Raw genomic sequence first — 19,373 nt, 5'->3', positions numbered from 1 at the left:
TCCCCGCATTCCCGGACGGCGGTCAGCCCTGGTTGCGCAGCGCCTCGCCGAGCTCGGAGCGCGAGGTCACGTCGAGCTTCTGGAACGCGCGGTGCAGGTGGTTCTCGACCGTGCGGACGCTGAGCATGAGCGTCGAGGCCGCCTCCTGGTTCGACATCCCCTGCGCGGCGAGCTCGGCGACCTCGCGCTCGCGCGCGGTGAGCGCGGAGCGTGGCGGCACCGGGTCGACGACGCGCGGGTACTCGCCGCCGAGCTTGCCCGCGAGGCGCCGGGCCTGCCGCAGCACCTCCGCGGCGCGATCGGGGTCGGTGCCGGCGAGGGTGTGGGCACCGGCGGCCAGCAACGCGAGGCCGTAGCCGCTGAGGCCCGCCTTGAGCAGCTCCTCGCCCGTGGCCGCCTGCAGGGAGCCGTCGGTCGAGACGAGCGCGAGCACGTAGCGGCCGATGAGCGTGAGCAGCCGGCTGTCGGCCCCCTCCGCCGCGGTCGCGACCGCGTCGGCGCGCGCCGCGTCGGGGTGGATCTCGATCGCGCGCATGCCGGCAACCACGGCGGCCGCGATGTAGCGCTTCTCGAGCAGCTGCTCGAAGTGGCTCCACAGCTCGTCGGCGACACGCGGCGCCGGCTCGCCCTCCATCAGGCGCGCGTGCGCCGTCGCCTGCGCCGCCACCATGACCGGGTACGGTCCGATCGGCAGCCCCGTGGCCTGCGCCTGCTCGGCCAGCGAGCGGGCGGCCGCGGTGCGCCCGGCCCGCGCGGCCGTCCGCGCGGCGAGCACGAGCGTGCCGATCTCGTACGGCGTGTCGGTCAGCGCGGTCACGCCCGCCGACAGCAGCGGCCCCAGGTGCTCGCGCAGGGCGTGGTCGTCGCCGCGGAACAGGTGCACGAGCGCGAGCGCGTAGCCGTGGGGCACGAGGAGCCCGGGGTCGAAGTTCGACAGTCCCTCCTGGTACGCCCGCGACGCGTGCGCCTCGGCGGCATCGAGGTCGCCGGCGAGCACGAGCGCGAGGCCCCGGCCCACGCGCGCGCTGGGGGCGAGGATGCCCTCGCGGCCGACCGCGTCGAGATCGGACAGTGCCTCGCGGGGGCGGCCCAGCGCCAGCAGCGTCTCCCCGCGGGTCAGCCGGTGCGCGTCGGCGAGGAACGGATCGTCCGGGAGCGGATCGCTCGTGTCGTCGGGCACGCGATCCAGGAACAGCCGGACGTGACGACCCACCGCGGCGAGCAGGCCGTCCCACGGCGCGAGGTCGTCGCGATCCAGTTGCGCCAGCGCGTCGTCGAGGTCGTGCGCGCCGAACGCGGCGACGAAGGCGCGCCACGCGGCCAACGTCGCCCGGTCACGCACGTCGCCCGGCGTGGCCGGGTCGAGGATCCGATCGAGCTCGGCGAGGTCGGCGCCGCGGTACGACAGCGCCCGCGCGTAGGCGACGGCGGTGCGCGCGTCGCGGTGCTGCTCCCACTCGGCGCGGCGCACGAGCACCTGCGACGACTGCCGCTCCGCCATCACGCGGTTCAGCACGGCGTCCGCCAGCCGCCGGCTCTCGTCGTCGCCGGAGACCGGGCCGAGATCGGCGATCCCGATGCCGCGTTGATCCGCGGAGATCGTCCAGGGCGAGCCGTCCTGCTGCTGCCCGAGCGCCTCGGCGATCTCGCCGACCAGGCGCAGGCGACGCGCGCCGATGCGCTCGCGGCGCACGAAGTCCGCCACGAGCGGCGGGTACACGCCCACCGAGACCGTGCCGGCGGCCGAGACGAAGGTGAGCAGCCCGCGCTCGTCCAGCTCCTCCAGCGCGTCCCAGGCGACGAGGCGGTGCGCCACCGAGATGTCGACGGCGCCCACGAGCGAGAGCTTGATGAGCCCGTCGAGCGCCTCCGGGCTCAGCCCCTGCAGGAACGGCTCGACCGTGCGGGCCAGCTGCGGGGTCCACAGGTCCGGTCCCGCCGTCCACACTCCCCCGCGCTGCCGCAGCAGCCCGTGGCGTCGCGCGTTGTCGGCGATCGCCTGCACGAGGCCCGGCAGGCCGCCCGCGCGTCCGTGGATGAGCGCGACGGTGGCGCGATCGACGGGGCCGCGGCACACGATCTCGATCAGCTGGGCGGACTCGTCGTAGACGAGCGCCGAGAGGTTCAGGCGCACGCCGGGGCGCACGAGGGCCGGGAGCGAGAGGTCGGGGGCGCGCCGCGTGGTCGACGCCGAGGAGACCAGCGGCGTGTGCGTGCGCGTGATGGCGCTCGAGATGGCGCCGATCGAGGCGGCATCGAGGTCGTCCGAGTCGTCGACGATGACGACGGTGCGGCGCGGCTCGATCGACTTCAGCAGCGCGTCGACGGCGGCCGCGACGGCGCTGCGGGTCTGCGGCGAGTTGGCGGGCACGAGGCCGGCGATCGCGAGCGCCTCGAGCGGGCGGTCGCGCAGGGCCGGATTGCCGTGCAGCTCGAGGGTCTTCCACCCGGCGGCGTTCAGCTGGGCGGCGATCCGCCCGAGGAGCGTGGTGCGCCCCGCGCCCGGGACGCCCCGCAGGCTCACGCTCGTGCCGTCGCGCAGATAGCCGAGGGCCAGGTCCACGAGGTCGTCGTGCACGGTGGTGTTGAGGCTCACGCGGAGAGCCTACGTCAGCGGTACTCAGCCGCCTAGAGCCGGCACACTTAGGGCGGCGTGCCGTCCCGCGGGCGATCAGGCGGAGGGTGCGATGGTGACCCAGTCCGCGAACTTCGCCGCGCGCCCGTCCCCCGACGAGGTCCGGGTGATCCGCCGCTTCAGCCACGGCAGCACGTGGGCGCGATAGTAGGCGCCGCGGGGCAGGTGCGGGGCGGGCGCCGCGGGCAGGTCCCACCACGACGCGTCGACCGGCACGCCCAGCGCCTCCAGCACGCGCGCGGCGACGCGGTGATGGCCGCGGGCGTTCATGTGCAGGCGATCGGGCGACCAGAACGGCGGAGTCGCGAGCACGCGATCGGGCCAGTTCAGCGCCCGGACGACGTCGGGGCGATCCTCGATGCGGGCCAGCACGGCGGCCGACAGCGCGTCGCCGCGGCGCTGGATGAGCGAGGCCATCGGCAGCCCGGCCGAGGGGTTCGCGCCGGAGAGCAGGGTGAGGGTCACGCCCTCCTCGTCGCAGCGCTGCAGCACGCGGCTGAACGCGTCGGCGATGCGCTCCATGTCGGCCCTGGGGCGGAGCATGTCGTTGCCGCCGCCGTTGAACGACAGGTGCGTGGGCCGCAGCGCCAGCGCCGCCTCGAGCTGGCTCTCGACGACCGGCCAGGCGAGCTTGCCGCGGATGGCGAGGTTGGCGTACTCGATGGCCTGCCCGGTGCCGTTCGCCCAGCCCTGCGCGACGAGATCGGCCCAGCCGCGGGGCCGCCCGTCCTCGAGCTCGTCGCCGACGCCCTCGGTGAACGAGTCGCCGATCGCCACATACCGCACCGCCATGGTGTTCAGCCTAGGCGTCGGCGAGGGACTGGCCGGTGCGCTCGGTCAGCGGGATCACGGCCAGCGCCGCCACGACGAAGAAGACGGCGAAGACGGCGAAGAGCACGGCCGTCGAGGTCTGCACGAGCGACCACCCGACGAACAGCGGCGCGATGATCGAGGCGATGCGCCCCGCACCGGCGGCCGCACCGGCTCCGGTGCCGCGGATCGCCGTGGGATAGATCTCGGGCGTCACGGCGTACAGCGCGCCCCAGGCACCGAGGTTGAAGAACGACAGCGCCATGCCCGCGGCGATGATCTGCCACTCGGCCGACGCCAGCCCGAAGCACACCGCGGAGGCGGCCGAGCCCACGAGGAACGTCGCCAGCGTGGCGCGCCGGCCCCACACCTCGATGAGCCACGCGGCGACGGCGTAGCCCGGGAGCTGGGCGAGGGTGATGATCAGCGTGAAGCCGAACGACTTGACGATGTCGAAGCCCTGGAGGAACAGGATCGACGGGATCCAGATGAAGGCGCCGTAGTAGGAGAAGTTCACGCAGAACCACACGGCCCACAGGGAGGCCGTGCGGGCGCGCAGCGGTGCCGCCCACAGGGCCGCCAGCCCGGACCGAGCCGCCGCCCGCGGGCCCGCCTCCGGCCGCGCCTCGGTGGCCGCGGGGCGCGATCCGAAGAGCGCGGGCGATGACTCGAACGCGCGCACGACGCGCTCCGACTCCTCCCGCCGGCCGCGGGCCTCGAGGAAGCGCGGCGACTCGGGCAGGCCCCACCGCACGACGAGGGCGTAGACGGCGGGGATCGCCCCGAGCGCGAACGCCCAGCGCCACCCGTTCTCGAGCGGCACCACGAGGTAGCCGATGAGGGCCGATGCCGTCCAGCCGACCGCCCAGAACGCCTCGAGCACCACGACCATCCGGCCGCGGATGCGGGTCGGCGCGAGCTCGCTGACGTAGGTGGAGGCGACGGGCAGCTCCGAGCCGAGGCCGAGCCCCACGAGGAAGCGGAACACGAGCAGCGCGCCCACTCCCCCGACCAGCGCGCTCGCACCGGTCGCGATGCCGTACACCAGCAGGGTGAGCGCGAACACCTGGCGCCGCCCGAGGCGATCGGCCAGCAGGCCGCCGACGCTGGCGCCGATCGCCATGCCGAGGAAGCCGATCGACGTGATCCAGCCCGTCTGCGCGGTGCTGAGATCCCACTCCACGGCGAGGGCCGCGATGATGAACGAGATCAGCCCGACGTCCATGGCGTCCAGCGCCCAGCCGATGCCCGATCCGGTGAGCACCCTCAGGTGCCGCCGCGTGAACGGCAGCGCGTCGAGCCGCGCGGAGGGCGCGGCGGTCTCAGCCGACAAGGGCGGTGCGGAGGGTGTCGAGGCCGACCCCGCCGAGATCGAGGGCGCGCTTGTGGAACTCCTTCATGGAGAACTCCGCGCCCTGGGCGGCCTGGTAGGCGTCGCGCACCTGCTCCCAGATGCGCTGGCCGACCTTGTACGACGGCGCCTGTCCCGGCCAGCCGAGGTAGCGGTTGACCTCGAAGCGCACGAAGCCGTCGTCCATGTTGACGTTGCGGCGCATGAAGTCCAGCGCGAAGTCCGCGTCCCACGCGCCCGCGCCGTCGGGGCGCTGCTTGCCCAGGTGCACGCCGATGTCGAGCACGACGCGCGCGGCGCGCATGCGCTGGCCGTCGAGCATGCCGAGCCGGTCGGCCGGGTCGTCGAGGTAGCCGAGCTGCTCCATGAGGCGCTCGGCGTAGAGCGCCCACCCCTCGGCGTGGCCGGAGCTGCCGGCGAGCAGCCGCCGCCACGAGTTGAGCTCGGCGCGGTTGTACGTGGCCTGGCCGATCTGCAGGTGATGGCCCGGGACGCCCTCGTGGTACACGGTCGTCAGCTCGCGCCACGTGTCGAACTCCGTGACGCCCTCGGGTACCGACCACCACATGCGGCCGGGGCGCGAGAAGTCGTCGGTGGGCCCCGTGTAGTAGATCCCGCCCTCCTGGGTGGGCGCGATCATGCACTCCAGGCGGCGCACGGGCTCCGGGATGTCGAAGTGCGTGCGGCCCAGCTCGGCCACGGCGGCGTCGCTCGTGCGCTGCATCCACTCGCGCAGCGCATCGGTGCCGTGCAGCTTGCGGCTGTCGTCCTTCTCGAGGAAGGCGATCGCCTCCTCCACCGTGGCACCCGGAACGATCTGATCGGCGATCCGCTCCTGCTCGGCGACCATGCGCGCGAGCTCCTCGACGCCCCACTCGTACGTCTCGTCGAGGTCGATGACGGCGCCGAGGAAGCGGCGCGAGTGCAGGGCGTAGAGCTCGCGGCCGACGCCGTCGCCCTCGCCCGCCGCCGGCGCGAGCTCGTCGCGCAGGAACGCCTGCAGCCCCGAATACGCCTCGCGCGCGGCGCGCTGGCCGCCGTCGAGGTCGGCGCGCAGGCTCGCGGGGAGCTCGCCCTCGCCCGGCGCGGCCTGCGCCGCCAGCGTGGCGAAGAAGCCGTCGTCGGCGATGTAGCGGTCGATCTGCCCGACCACCTCGCGCACCTGGCGCACGGCCGGCACGACGCCCGCCGCGATGCCGGCGCGGAGCGTCTCGATGTAGCCGGCCAGCGCGTCGGGCACCGCGGCCATGCGGCGCGCGATCGTGGCCCAGTCCTCGACGCCGTCGGTCGGCATGAGGTCGAAGACGTTGCGGATCTCCTGCGACGGGCTGGCGATCACGTTGAGGTCGCGCAGCGGCCATCCCGCCTCGTGCAGCTCGAGGTCGAGCGCCAGGTCGTCGCCGAGGTCCTGCTGCGTGACGCGGTCGACGTCGTCGACGGGGGTCGCCGCGCGCAGCTGCGCGAGCGTCTCCCGAGCCGCGACGGCATCGGCCTCGAGGCCCTCCGGGCTGTAGTCGGCGAACCGGTCCTGCCCCTCGGGCCGGCCGATGTAGGTGGCCAGCTCGGGCTTGCGGACGGCGAGGGTGTCGACCCAGGCGTCGGCGATGCGGTCGATCGGGGTCGGCGTGCGTTCGGTCATGCTCTTCCTTCGGTCGCGCTCAGTGAGCGGCTTCGTTCCAGTCGGCCCCGCGGCCGACCTGCACATCCAGCGGCACCGACAGCTCGGCGGCCGATCCCATGCGATCGCGGACGATCGCCTCGACGACGTCCCACTCGCCCGGGGCGACCTCGATCACGAGCTCGTCGTGGATCTGCAGCAGCACCCGCGACTCGTGTGCGCGCAGGTCCTCGTGGATGCGGAACAGCGCGATCTTCATGATGTCGGCCGCGCTGCCCTGGATCGGCGCGTTGAGCGCCGCGCGCTCGGCGTTCTCGCGCAGCTGGCGGTTGGGGCTCTTCAGGTCGGGGAACGGTCGCCGGCGCCCGAAGATCGTCTCGGTGTAACCGACCTCGCGGGCCGCCTCGACGGACGCGCGCAGGTAGTCGCGCACCGCGCCGAAGCGGGCGAAGTAGTCCAGCATGAGCTTCTTGGCCTCGGTCTGGTCGATGCGCAGCTGCTTGGCCAGGCCGAACGCCGAGAGCCCGTAGACGAGGCCGTACGACATGGCCTTCACCTTCGTGCGCATCTCGGGCGTGACATCGGCCGGATCGACGCCGAACACCCGCGAGCCGACGAACCGGTGCAGGTCCTCGCCGGAGTTGAACGCCTCGACGAGCCCGGGATCGCCCGACAGGTGCGCCATGATCCGCATCTCGATCTGCGAGTAGTCGGCCGTCAGCAGCGTCTCGTACCCCGCGCCGACCTCGAACGCCGCCCGGATGCGCTTGGACTCCTCCGTGCGCACGGGGATGTTCTGCAGGTTGGGGTCGGTGCTCGACAGCCGACCGGTCTGGCTGCCCGTCTGCACGTAGGTGGTGTGCACGCGGCCGGTCGAGTCGATCGCGGCGTCGAGGCCGTCGATGATCTGCTTGAGCTTGGTGGCCTCGCGGTGGCGCAGCAGCAGGTCGAGGAACGGGTGGTGCGCCTTCTCCTGCAGGTCGGCCAGCGAGGCGGCGTCGGTGGTGTAGCCGGTCTTCGTCTTGCGCGTCTTGGGGAGCTGCAGCTCCTCGAAGAGCACCTCCTGCAGCTGCTTGGGCGAGCCGAGGTTCACCTCGCGGCCGATCGCCGCGTAGGCCTCCTGCGCGATGGTCTCGGCGCGGGCGCCGAGCTCGCCCGAGAACTCCGAGAGCTTGGCGTGCGAGACGGCCACGCCCGCGAGCTCCATCGCGGCCAGCGTCGCCACAGTGGGCAGCTCGATGTCGGTGAGCACGCGGGCGACCGACTCCGGCATCTCCTCGCGCAGCGCCTCGGTGACCCGCAGCGTGAACCACGACAGCTGACCGGGCGTGGCGCCCTCCGTCTCGGGTACGAGCTGCGACGGGTCGGCCTCGGGCAGCTTCTCGCCGAGCAGGCGCTCGACGAGGTGGCCCAGGGTCTTGTCGGGGAACGACGGCCGCAGCAGCCAGCCGGCCAGCAGCGCGTCGAAGGCCAGCCCCGCGAGGCTCACTCCCCCGCGCGCCAGCGCCTTGATCTGCGGCTTGGCGTCGCTCATGACCTTGGGCGCGTCCGAGGCGAACCACGGGCCGAGCGCGGTGGCGACGTCGTCGCCCCACGCGGCCTCGACGACCTCGTCGGCCGTGGCCAGGCCGAGCCGATCGGGCTGGCCGCCGAGCAGCGTGACCGTCACGCCCACCTCGCCCTGCGCGTTCGCCACCCACGCGGCCAGCGCCTCGGCGTCGAGCTGCACCGGCGCGGGAGCCTGCGCGATCGGCGCCGCCGGCTCCTCTTCGGCCGGCGCCCCGGCCGCCTCGAACACCCGCGGCAGGAGCGCGCGGAACTCCAGGCGCGCGAAGATGTCGCGCACGGCCTGCCCGTCGAGCGGCTTGATCTTGAGGTCGTCCAGGCCGACCGGCAGCTCCACGTCGCGCAGCAGGCGGTTGAGGCGCCGGTTGCGGCGCACGTCGTCGAGGTGCTCGCGGAGGTTGCCGCCGACGACGCCCTTGATCGTGTCGGCGCCCTCGAGGACCGCATCGAGCGAGCCGAACTGCGTCAGCCACTTCACGGCCGTCTTCTCGCCCACCTTGGGCACGCCCGGCAGGTTGTCGCTCGTCTCGCCGACGAGGGCGGCGATGTCGGGATACATGGCCGGCTCCACGCCGTAGCGCTCGCGGACCGTCTGCGGGTCGTAGCGCTTGAGCTGCGAGACGCCCTGCACGGAGGGGTACAGCAGCGTGACGCCGTCGGTGACGAGCTGGATCGTGTCGCGATCGCCGGAGCACACGAGCACGTTCCAGCCCTCGTTCTCGCCGCGCGTCGCGAGGGTGGCGAGGATGTCGTCGGCCTCGTAATCGGGCTTGGTCAGCACGGTGACGCCCATGGCGTCGAGGCACTCCTGCAGCAGCGGGATCTGGCCCTTGAACTCCGCCGGCGTCTCGGACCGCGTGGCCTTGTACTCCGCGTACTCGCGGGTGCGGAACGACTCGCGCGAGGTGTCGAAGGCGACGGCCACGTGGGTCGGCTTCTCGGCCTTGAGGAGGTTGACGAACATCGACAGGAAGCCGTAGATCCCGTTGGTGTGCTGGCCGTCCTTCGTCGAGAAGTTCTCGACCGGGAGCGCGAAGAACGCCCGGTATGCGAGGGAATGGCCGTCGACGACCAGAAGGGTAGGCTTTGCGGAGTCCGTCACCCTGTCAGCCTAACGAGGGGGACGGACATTCGATTGCGAGGGAGCGGGATGACCGAGATCGACGGGATGGCCTGGGCGGACGAGCGCGGCATGGGGCCGCTGGCGCGGAAGATGGGCATCGCGCTCACCGAGTTCTCCATCGATCGGGCCGTCGCGACGATGCCGGTCGAGGGCAATCAGCAGGGCGTGGGGCTGCTCCACGGCGGCGCCTACGTCGTGCTCGGCGAATCGCTCGGCTCGATGGCCGCTAACCTCTACGCCGGCCCCGGTCGCCTCGCCGTGGGCGTCGACATCAACGCCACGCACACCTCGTCGGCGACCTCCGGCCTCGTCACGGGCGTGTGCACGCCGATCCATCTCGGGCGATCGATCACCGTCCACGAGATCGCGATCACGGACGAGCGGGGCAAGCGCTGCTCGACCGTCCGCATCACGAACATGATCAAGGACGCGCCCGCAGCCTGAGGCGCACGGCCTCGACTCCGCGGCTTCGCCGCTCCGCTCGACCCGTCTCGGCTGCGCGCTCTTCGAGCGCTCCGCTCGACGACCCCGGGAGGTGACGACCGAGCGATGCGACCGGCGGTCAGGCCTTCTTCGGCGAGAGCTGCTCGATGATCGCCTTGGCGACGTCCTGCATCGTGAGGCGGCGGTCCATCGACGCCTTCTGGATCCAGCGGAAGGCCTCGGGCTCCGAGAGGCCCATCTTCTCGTTGAGGAGGCCCTTGGCGCGATCGACGAGCTTGCGGGTCTCGAAGCGCTCGACCATGTCGGCGACCTCGGCCTCGAGGGTGATGATCTGCTCGTGGCGGGCCAGGGCGATCTCGATCGCGGGAAGCAGGTCGTTCGGCGTGAACGGCTTGACGACGTAGGCCAGCGCGCCGGCCTCGCTCGCCCGCTCGACGAGCTCCTTCTGGCTGAACGCCGTGAGCAGCACGACGGGCGCGATGTGGTTCTTGTTGAGCTTCTCGGCGGCGCTGATGCCGTCGAGCTGCGGCATCTTCACGTCCATGATCACGAGGTCGGGGCGCAGCTCCGTGGCCAGCTGCACCGCGGTCTCGCCGTCGCCGGCCTCGCCGACCACGTCGTAGCCGTTGTCGCGGAGGATCTCCACGATGTCGAGGCGGATGAGGGACTCGTCCTCCGCGACCACCACGCGGCGGGGTGCGGGGGCTGGGACGCTCTGCTGCTCTTCGCTCACGCTTCCATCCTACTGTCGCGGTTCCTGTGTCCCCGGTGCATCGCCCAATGACGCGTCGATCGCCTGTGTTCCTCGCGCTTCGCGCTCGTCAACGCGGGGGCCCGGTGCGGCTTCTCGCCCACCACCGTCACTTCGTGCCGGCGGCGGGACTCGAACCCGCACGCCCGTGAGGACAGCGCATTTTGAGTGCGCCGCGTCTGCCATTCCGCCACGCCGGCCTCGTCCCAGCCTACGGGAAGGCGGACGGACGCCTTCGCGCCCGCCCGCCTTCGCTCCGCCGGATCAGCCCTGCTGATACACGGGCGCGGCGCCGTGCACCGCGTCGCCCACCTTGTGGATGCGGATGTCGTTCGTCGAGCCGGAGATCCCGGGAGGGGAACCGGAGATCACGACGACCTTGTCGCCGACCTTGGCCAGGTCGTTGGCGAGGAGGTAGTCGTCCACCTGGATGAACATGCGGTCGGTGTGGTCGACCGGGTCGACGAGCGCCGAGCGGATGCCCCACGTCAGCGCCATGCGGCGACGGATCGCCTCGTCGGTCGTGAACGCGATCATCGGGATGCGCGAACGCAGACGCGCCATGCGGCGGGCCGAGTCGCCGCCCTCGGTGAAGATGCACAGGTACTTCGCCTCGACGAAGTCGGCGACCTCCACGGCGGCCAGCGTGATGATGCCGCCCTGGGTGCGCGGACGGTTCGTGATCGGGTGGATCCGCTCGAGGCCGTGCTCCTCGGTCGACTCGATGATCCGGGCCATCGTCTGCACTGTGACCACCGGGTAGGCGCCCACGCTCGTCTCGCCCGAGAGCATGACCGCGTCGGCGCCGTCGATGACCGCGTTGGCGACGTCGCTCGTCTCGGCGCGGGTCGGGACCGGGCTCTCGATCATCGACTCGAGCATCTGCGTGGCGACGATGACCGGCTTGGCCAGGCGACGGGCGATCTCCACGGCCGTCTTCTGCACGATCGGCACGGCCTCGAGGGGCAGCTCGACGCCCAGGTCGCCGCGGGCGACCATGATGCCGTCGAAGGCCTCGATGATCTCCTCGAGGTGGTCGACCGCCTGCGGCTTCTCGATCTTGGCGATGACGGGGACGAAGCGCCCCTCCTCCGCCATGATGACGTGCACCCGCTGGATGTCCTTCGCGTCGCGCACGAACGACAGCGCGATGAGGTCGGCGCCCTTGCGCAGACCCCAGCGCAGGTCGGCCTCGTCCTTCTCGCTCAGCGCGGGGACGTTGACGGCCACGCCCGGCAGGTTGATGCCCTTGTTGTTGGACACGGTGCCGGCCACGACCACCTCGGTGGTGACGACGGTGTCGTCGGACTGGATCACCTTGACGCGGACCTTGCCGTCGTCGATGAGCAGGAAGTCGCCCGGCTTCACATCGGCCGGGAGGCCCTTGAACGTCGTGGAGACGATCTCCTTGGTGCCGGGGATGTCCTCGATCGTGATCTTGAAGATGTCGCCGACGGCCAGCTCGTGGGGCCCGTCGGCGAACTTGCCGAGGCGGATCTTGGGGCCCTGCAGGTCGACGAGCACGGCGACCGGCTTGCCCACCTCCTCCGCCGCGGCACGCACGTTCGCGTAGTTGTTGTCGTGAACGGAGTAGTCGCCGTGGCTCAGATTGAAGCGGGTCACGTCGACCCCGGCCTCAATGAGCTCCTTGACTGTCTCCTGGGTGGACGTCGCCGGCCCGAGGGTGGCGACGATCTTGGCACGTCTCAACGGTTCACCTTCCGCACGCATGATGCCCCGACAACTCTCCGCACGAGAGCCAGGGCGTCGGGGTAGCGGCCGGACATCCGGCCACGTCTCGATGCTACAGGCCGATCGGAGCGTCAGTGGGGTGCACCGGCGCCGGCAGCAGGGTCTCCCCCATCAGGTATGCGTCGACCTTCGCCGCGACCGAGCGGCCCTCCGCGATCGCCCACACGATGAGCGACTGACCGCGGCCGGCGTCGCCCGCGACGAACACGCCGGGGACGGTCGTCTGGAAGTCGCCGTCGCGCTCGATGTTGCCGCGCTCGGTGAACTGCGTGTCGGTCTGCTCCTCGAGCAGGTCGCGCTCGGGCCCCGTGAAGCCCATGGCGATCAGCACGAGGTCGGCGGGGATCTCGCGCTCGGTGCCGCTCTTGGGCACGCGGCGGCCGTCGACGTACTCCGTCTCGGCCACGCGGACAGCGCGCACCTCGCCGGCGTCGTTGGCGAGGAACTCCACGGTCGAGGCCAGGAACTGGCGCTCGCCGCCCTCCTCGTGGGCCGAGGAGACCTCGAACACCTGCGGCGTCATCGGCCACGGCTGGCTCTCCGGGCGCGTGTCGGCCGGGCGCTTGCCGATGGCGAGGTTCGTCACGCTCAGGGCGCCCTGGCGGTGCGCGGTGCCGATGCAGTCGGCGCCGGTGTCGCCGCCGCCGATGACGACGACGTGGCGACCCTCGGCGGTGATCTGGTGGGGCACGGTGTCGCCCGCGACGGCCTTGTTCGACTCGACGAGGTACTCCATCGCGAAGTGCACGCCGGCCAGGTCGCGGCCCGGGATCGGCAGATCACGCGGCAGCGTGGCGCCCGTGGCGATCACGACGGCGTCGTAGCGGGCGCGCAGATCGGACCAGCTGATGTCGACGCCGATCGTCACGCCCGCGCGGAAGCGCGTGCCCTCGTCCTGCATCTGGCGCAGGCGCGCCTCGAGGTGGCGCTTCTCCATCTTGAAGTCGGGGATGCCGTAGCGCAGCAGGCCGCCGATGCGGTCGTCGCGCTCGTACACCGCGACCGTGTGGCCGGCGCGGGTGAGCTGCTGCGCCGCGGCGAGGCCCGCGGGGCCCGAGCCCACGACGGCGACGGTCTTGCCCGTCAGGCGCGAGGGCGCCTTCGGTTCGACCCAGCCGTTGGCGAAGGCCTCGTCGATCGTCGAGACCTCGATCTGCTTGATCGTGACGGCGGGCTGGTTGATGCCGAGCACGCACGCGCTCTCGCACGGCGCGGGGCACAGGCGACCCGTGAACTCCGGGAAGTTGTTCGTCGCGTGCAGGCGCTCGATGGCCGCGCGCCCCTCGCCGCGGTACATCAGGTCGTTCCACTCCGGGATGAGGTTGCCCAGCGGGCAGCCCTGGTGGCAGAACGGGATGCCGCAGTCCATGCAGCGGCTGGCCTGGCGGCGGAGCACGGCCGAGTCGCCCGGCTCGTACACCTCCTTCCAGTCCAGGATGCGGACGGGCACGGGACGGCGAGCGGGCAGCTCCCGCTCGGTCACCTTCAGAAAGCCCTTGGGGTCAGCCACCGGTCACCTCCAGGATGCGGTTCCAGACGACGTCGCCGTCGGGGTCCAGCCCCTCGGCGACCGCGGCCTGGCGGGTCTCCATGACGGCGGCGTAATCGCGCGGGAGCACCCGCACGAAGTTGGCCACCTCGTTCTCGAAATCGTCGAGCAGCCGGCGCGCCGACTCCGAGCCCGTGAGCGTGGTGTGCTGCTCCAGCAGGTCGCGCAGGATCTCGTAGTCGGCCGAGCCGAGCTCGCCCAGGGTCAGCTCGCCGCTGGCGAGGGAGTCGCGGTTGACGAGCTTCTCGTCGAGCCGGTACACGTACGCGGTGCCGCCCGACATGCCGGCGCCGAGGTTGCGGCCCGTCTTGCCGAGGATCACGGCCAGGCCGCCCGTCATGTACTCCAGCGCGTGGTCGCCCACGCCCTCCACCACGGCGGTGGCGCCGGAGTTGCGCACGAAGAAGCGCTCCCCCACCATGCCGCGCAGGAACATCGATCCGCGCGTGGCGCCGTAGCCGATGACGTTGCCGGCGATGACGTTCTCCGACGGGTCGAACGTCGAGCCCTGCGGAGGGCGGATGATGATCTGCCCGCCCGAGAGGCCCTTGCCGACGTAGTCGTTCGAGTCGCCCTCGAGGTGGAGGGTGACGCCGCTGGGCAGGAACGCGCCGAACGACTGCCCGGCCGAGCCGTGCAGCGTCACGGTGATCGACCCGGTGGGCAGGCCCTGCTCGCCGTGCGCCTTGGTGACGTGGTGGCCGAGCAGCGTGCCGACCGCGCGCGCCGTGTTGCGCACGGGGAGGTCGATGTCGATGCGGCCGCCGTGGGCGATGACGTCGCGCGCGCGCTCGATGAGCGGCACGTCGAAGTGCTCGTCCAGCTCGTGCGCCTGCGGGCGCAGGTGCCGGCGCGGCTCGCGGTCGGCGAAGGCCGGGCCCTCGAGGATCGGCGAGAGGTCGAGGCCGTTCGCCTTCCAGTGCTCGATCGCGCCGTTCACGTCGAGGAGGTCGGTGCGTCCGATCGCCTCGTCGAGCGAGCGGAAGCCGAGCTCCGCGAGGTACTCGCGCACCTCCTGCGCGATGAACTCCATGAAGTTCACGACGTACTCGGCCTTGCCGGTGAAGCGCTCGCGCAGCAGCGGGTTCTGGGTGGCCACGCCCACCGGGCAGGTGTCGAGGTGGCACACCCGCATCATGATGCAGCCGCTGACGACGAGCGGCGCCGTCGCGAAGCCGAACTCCTCGGCGCCCAGCAGCGCGCCGATCAGCACGTCGCGACCGGTCTTGAGCTGTCCGTCGACCTGCACCACCACCCGGTCGCGCATGCCGTTGAGCATGAGGGTCTGCTGCGTCTCGGCGAGGCCGAGCTCCCACGGCGTGCCCGCGTGCTTGAGCGAGTTCAGCGGGCTCGCGCCGGTGCCGCCGTCGTGCCCCGAGACGAGGATCACGTCGCTGAGCGCCTTGGCCACGCCGGCCGCCACCGCGCCGATGCCCGACTGGCTCACGAGCTTGGTGTGGATGCGCGCCTTCGGGTTGGCCCGCTTCAGGTCGAAGATGAGCTGCTTGAGGTCCTCGATCGAGTAGATGTCGTGGTGCGGGGGCGGCGAGATCAGGCCCACGCCCGCGGTCGCGTGGCGCGTGCGGGCGACCCACGGGTACACCTTGCCCGGCGGCAGCTGGCCACCCTCGCCCGGCTTGGCGCCCTGGGCGAGCTTGATCTGGATGTCTTCGGCCTCGGTGAGGTACAGGCTCGTCACGCCGAACCGGCCCGACGCGACCTGCTTGATCGCGCTGCGGCGCTCGGGGTCCATGAGCCGGTCGACGTCCTCGCCGCCCTCGCCCGTGTTGGACTTCGCGCCGAGGCGGTTCATCGCGATCGCGAGCGTCTCGTGCGCCTCCTTCGAGATGGAGCCGTAGCTCATCGCCCCGGTGGAGAAGCGCTTTACGATCGACGACACCGGCTCGACCTCGTCGATCGGGATCGGCTTGCGGCCGGCGGTGCGCAGCTTGAACATGCCGCGCAGCGTCTTGAGTTCGGCCGCCTGGTCGTCGACGAGTCGCGTGTACTCGCGGAAGATGTCGTAGCGCTTGGTGCGGGTCGAGTGCTGCAGCCGGAACACCGTCTCGGGGTTGAACAGGTGCGGCGATCCGTCGCGGCGCCACTGGTACTCGCCGCCGGTCCACAGGCGCTCGTGCACGCGCGGCGCGCGGTCCTCCGGGTAGGCGAACGCGTGGCGCGCGGCGTTCTCGGCCGCGATCTGCTCCAGGCCGATGCCGCCGAGCTTGGACTCCGTGCCGGTGAAGTACGTGTCGATGAGCTCCTGCGAGAGGCCGACGGCCTCGAACACCTGGGCACCCGCGTACGACGACACCGTCGAGATGCCCATCTTCGACATGATCTTCAGCACGCCCTTGCCGAGCGCGTAGATGAGGTTCTTGACGGCCTTCTCGGGTGTGACGCCGGTGATCGCCCCGCTGCGGACGAGGTTCTCGACCGTCTCCATCGCCAGGTACGGGTTGACCGCCGAGGCGCCGTAGCCGAGCAGCGTGGCCACGTGGTGCACCTCGCGCACGTCGCCCGCCTCGACCACCAGGCCCACGCGCATGCGGGTGGAGCGGCGGATGAGGTGATGGTGCACGGCCGACACCATGAGCAGCGACGGGATCGGCGCGAGATCGCGGTTGCTGTCGCGATCGCTCAGCACGATGAACTCGGTGCCGTCCTCGATCGCCTGGTCGACCTCGGCGCAGATCTGCTCGAGGCGCTTGCGCATGCCCTTGTGGCCGCCGGCCACGCGGTACAGGCCGCGGATCGTCACCGACGAGCGCCCGGGCAGCGCCGAGTGGATGTACTGGATCTTCGCGAGCTCGTCGTTGTCGATCACCGGGAAGTCCAGGCCCACCATGCGGGTGTGCTTCGGACCCCACGCGAGGAGGTTCTCCTCGGGGCCGAGGCCGAGCTTGAGGCTCGTGACGACCTCTTCGCGGATGGAGTCCAGCGGCGGGTTCGTGACCTGCGCGAACTGCTGCGTGAAGTAGTCGAACAGCAGCCGCGGGCGCTCGCTGAGCACCGCGATCGGGGTGTCGGATCCCATGGCGCCGATCGGCTCCGCGCCGGTGCGGCCCATGGGCGTCAGGAGGATGCGGACCTCCTCCTCCGTGTAGCCGAAGGTGCGCAGGCGGCGGTTGATCGATGCGATCGGGTGGACGATGTGCTCGCGCTCGGGCAGGTCCTTCAGGCGCACGCCGCCGGCGGCGAGCCACTCCTTCCACGGGTGCATCGTGGCGAGCTCGCGCTTGATCTCGTCGTCGCCGATGATCCGGCCCTCGGCGGTGTCGACGAGGAACATGCGCCCGGGCAGCAGGCGGCCGCGGCGGGCGATCCGCTCCGGCGCGAAGTCCAGCACGCCCGTCTCGCTGCCCACGACGACGAGGCCGTCGGTGGTCACGGTCCAGCGGCCGGGGCGCAGCCCGTTGCGGTCGAGCATGCCGCCCACGAGCGTGCCGTCGGTGAACAGCAGCGACGCGGGGCCGTCCCACGGCTCCATCTGCAGCGAGTGGTACTCGTAGAACGCCCGCAGGTCGTCGTCGATGTCCGCCTGCTTCTCGTAGGCCTCGGGGACCATCATGAGCATGGCGTGCGGCAGGCTGCGGCCCGTGAGCGTGAGCAGCTCGAGCACCTCGTCGAACGACGCCGAGTCGCTCTCGGTGTCGGAGGTGATGGGCAGCAGCGGCTGGATGTCGCCGAGCAGGTCGGACGCGAGCTGCGACTGGCGCGCGCGCATCCAGTTGCGGTTGCCGCCGACGGTGTTGATCTCGCCGTTGTGGGCGAGCATGCGCAGCGGCTGCGCGAGCGGCCACGACGGGAACGTGTTGGTGGAGTAACGGCTGTGCACCACGGCGAGCTCCGTGGCGAAGCGCTCGTCCTGCAGGTCCGGGTAGAACGGCTCGAGCTGCAGCGTCGTGACCATGCCCTTGTAGCCGAGCGTGCGGCTCGAGAGCGACACGAAGTACGCGCCGAGCTCGTGCTGCGCGCGCTTGCGGAGGCGGTAGGCACGGCGGTCCAGGTCGATGCCCGAGAGCGCGGGCTCGTCGCCCACGGCCGGGCGCGAGAGGAACAGCTGCTCGAACGCGGGCCGCGCCTCGTCGGCGAGCTTGCCGAGGTGCTCCGGCTCGACGGGCACCTCGCGCCAGCCGAGCACGACGAGGTTCTCGCTGGCGGCGATCTGCTCGATGCCGCGCTTCTGGGCCTCGCGCTCGTCCTCATCGCGCGGCAGGAATGCCATGCCGGCGGCGTACTCGCCCCGGGGCGGCAGCTCGAAGCCGACGACCGCCCGCAGGAACGCATCCGGCATCTGCGTGAGGATGCCCGCTCCGTCGCCGGTGCCGGCGTCGGAGCCGATCGCGCCGCGGTGCTCGAGGTTGCGCAGCGCCGTCAGCGCCAGGTCGACGATGTCGTGGCCGGGCTCCCCGCGGAGCGTGGCGACCATGGCCAGGCCGCACGCGTCCTTCTCGAACGCGGGGTTGTACATGCCCTGCTTGCGAGGGAACGAACCGCCCACAGGGCGGGGAGCGACGTTGCGCGGGCTCGATGCCATGCTGACCGTCCTAGGAAAATCGATGCGGAGCGGGGCGGCGATGACCCGGTAAGGGCCGCCGGATGCGCGCGAGTGCGCGTATGCGAAACGCCCCGTCTTTCGACGGTACGGGGCGGAGCGCGATGGCGCTACTTCGCGGCTGCGGTGCTTGTGGCAGCGGCCTCGGGAGTGACTGCGGTCGACGGGGGTTCGCTGATGTCGACGAAGTCCTCGTCCGAGTCTACCGTGCCCCGACCGGCCCAGCCGCGCCCCGGCACGTACGGCGACGGCTCGTCGCCCGTGTGCCGCGCCTGGACCGCCAGGATGACGATGCCGAGCACGATCGCGGCGATCGACGCCCACACGTTGGTGCGCAGGCCGAGGATGACCTCGCTCGGGTCGATGCGGATCGACTCCCACACGACGCGACCGGCGCCGTACCAGATGAGGTAGACGGCGAACAGGCGACCCCACTGGAAGACCCGCTTGCGGCTCAGCCACAGCAGCACGACGACGCCCAGGACGTTCCAGATCACCTCGTACAGGAAGGTGGGGTGGAACAGCGTGCCCTCGGCCAGGCCCGCGGGGATCGCGGCGTTGTCGGGATCGATCTCGAGTCCCCACGGCAGGTCGGTGGGCAGGCCGAACAGCTCCTGGTTGAACCAGTTGCCGAACCGGCCCATCGCCTGCGCGAGCAGCAGGCCCGGGGCCAGGGCGTCGGCGAACGTCCAGAACCGGATGCCGGTCCACTTGCAGCCCAGCCAGGCGCCGATCGCGCCGCCGAGGAGGGCACCGTAGATGGCGATGCCGCCCTCCCAGATCGCCCACACCGAGCCGGGTCGCGTGAGGTCCCACGGGTTCGAGCCCTCGCCGAAGTAGAAGCCGGGGTGGGTGACGACGTGGAAGATGCGCGCGCCGATGATCGCCAGCGGCACCGCCAGCAGCGCGATGTCGATGACGATCCACGGCTCCGCGCCGCGCCGGGTCAGGCGGCGGTGCGTGAGGATCGTCGCGGCGATGATGCCGGCGATGATGCAGAGCGCGTAGAAGTGGATCGTGAACTGCCCGAACGTGAACGGGCCGAGGGTCCAGGGACCGAACTCCCACGTCCAGGAGCTCACCGGCGGGCTGGGGATGCTCGCGACCACGTTCGTCAGGGCAGAAGACAGCATGCCCTGAGTCTAAGCGAGCGACGACCCACCTCCGGACGCGCGCGGATCGGCGCGCGCGGGGCGCTCAGGAACGGTGGAGGTGG

Annotated in this window: 11 protein-coding genes and 1 tRNA gene; 1 reads left to right on the top strand and 11 read right to left on the bottom strand. The window is 71.7% G+C overall.

The window, feature by feature from the left end:
* Window positions 1-22: 22 nt before the first annotated feature.
* The 5 genes from E3O41_RS06665 to polA all read right to left on the bottom strand — a co-directional run bounded on the left by E3O41_RS06665 (window position 23) and on the right by polA (window position 9,082).
* Window positions 23-2,596, bottom strand: coding sequence for a helix-turn-helix transcriptional regulator (locus E3O41_RS06665; RefSeq protein WP_067023255.1), 2,574 nt, complete (start codon window positions 2,594-2,596; stop codon window positions 23-25).
* 75 nt (window positions 2,597-2,671) lie between these two features.
* A complete protein-coding gene (locus E3O41_RS06660; RefSeq protein WP_173849884.1) occupies window positions 2,672-3,427 on the bottom strand; it encodes an SGNH/GDSL hydrolase family protein in 756 nt (251 codons plus the stop codon).
* Window positions 3,428-3,437: 10 nt separating this feature from the next.
* Window positions 3,438-4,778: an MFS transporter gene (locus tag E3O41_RS06655; protein ID WP_067023252.1), complete on the bottom strand. Its 1,341-nt coding sequence runs from the start codon at window positions 4,776-4,778 to the stop codon at window positions 3,438-3,440.
* Window positions 4,768-6,435: a DUF885 domain-containing protein gene (locus E3O41_RS06650; RefSeq protein ID WP_067023249.1), complete on the bottom strand. Its 1,668-nt coding sequence runs from the start codon at window positions 6,433-6,435 to the stop codon at window positions 4,768-4,770. Before E3O41_RS06650 ends, E3O41_RS06655 begins: the two co-directional genes overlap by 11 nt.
* Window positions 6,436-6,454: 19 nt before the next feature.
* Window positions 6,455-9,082, bottom strand: a complete 2,628-nt coding sequence (gene polA / locus E3O41_RS06645) for a DNA polymerase I (protein WP_067023246.1) — start codon at window positions 9,080-9,082, stop codon at window positions 6,455-6,457.
* A 48-nt stretch (window positions 9,083-9,130) separates the two neighbouring features.
* On the opposite strand from polA, the gene E3O41_RS06640 reads away from it, so the two are divergent.
* Window positions 9,131-9,547: a PaaI family thioesterase gene (locus E3O41_RS06640; protein WP_067023243.1), complete on the top strand. Its 417-nt coding sequence runs from the start codon at window positions 9,131-9,133 to the stop codon at window positions 9,545-9,547.
* 118 nt (window positions 9,548-9,665) lie between these two features.
* On the opposite strand, the gene E3O41_RS06635 is transcribed toward E3O41_RS06640, so the two are convergent.
* The 6 genes from E3O41_RS06635 to lgt all read right to left on the bottom strand — a co-directional run bounded on the left by E3O41_RS06635 (window position 9,666) and on the right by lgt (window position 19,290).
* Entirely contained in the window at window positions 9,666-10,280 is a 615-nt protein-coding gene (locus tag E3O41_RS06635; protein ID WP_067023241.1) for an ANTAR domain-containing response regulator, read from the bottom strand.
* Window positions 10,281-10,415: 135 nt separating this feature from the next.
* Window positions 10,416-10,498, bottom strand: a tRNA-Leu gene (locus E3O41_RS06630).
* 64 nt (window positions 10,499-10,562) lie between these two features.
* The gene (gene pyk, locus E3O41_RS06625; protein ID WP_067023239.1) at window positions 10,563-12,008 is read right to left on the bottom strand and encodes a pyruvate kinase; all 1,446 of its coding nucleotides are present in this window, start codon (window positions 12,006-12,008) and stop codon (window positions 10,563-10,565) included.
* A 94-nt stretch (window positions 12,009-12,102) separates the two neighbouring features.
* On the bottom strand, window positions 12,103-13,560 hold the full coding sequence (locus tag E3O41_RS06620) for a glutamate synthase subunit beta (RefSeq protein ID WP_067023236.1): 1,458 nt from the start codon (window positions 13,558-13,560) through the stop codon (window positions 12,103-12,105).
* Complete coding sequence (gltB, locus tag E3O41_RS06615) at window positions 13,553-18,139, bottom strand: glutamate synthase large subunit (RefSeq protein ID WP_067023233.1); 4,587 nt, start codon at window positions 18,137-18,139, stop codon at window positions 13,553-13,555. The genes E3O41_RS06620 and gltB overlap by 8 nt, the downstream gene beginning before the upstream one ends.
* A gap of 128 nt (window positions 18,140-18,267) precedes the next feature.
* Window positions 18,268-19,290: a prolipoprotein diacylglyceryl transferase gene (lgt, locus tag E3O41_RS06610; protein ID WP_083990794.1), complete on the bottom strand. Its 1,023-nt coding sequence runs from the start codon at window positions 19,288-19,290 to the stop codon at window positions 18,268-18,270.
* Window positions 19,291-19,373 lie beyond the last annotated feature (83 nt).

The organism is Microbacterium sediminis, from assembly GCF_004564075.1.
Taxonomy (GTDB): domain Bacteria; phylum Actinomycetota; class Actinomycetes; order Actinomycetales; family Microbacteriaceae; genus Microbacterium; species Microbacterium sediminis.
The sequence above is the reverse complement of the archived record's forward strand: the minus strand, read 5'-3'. Positions and strand labels throughout refer to the sequence as shown.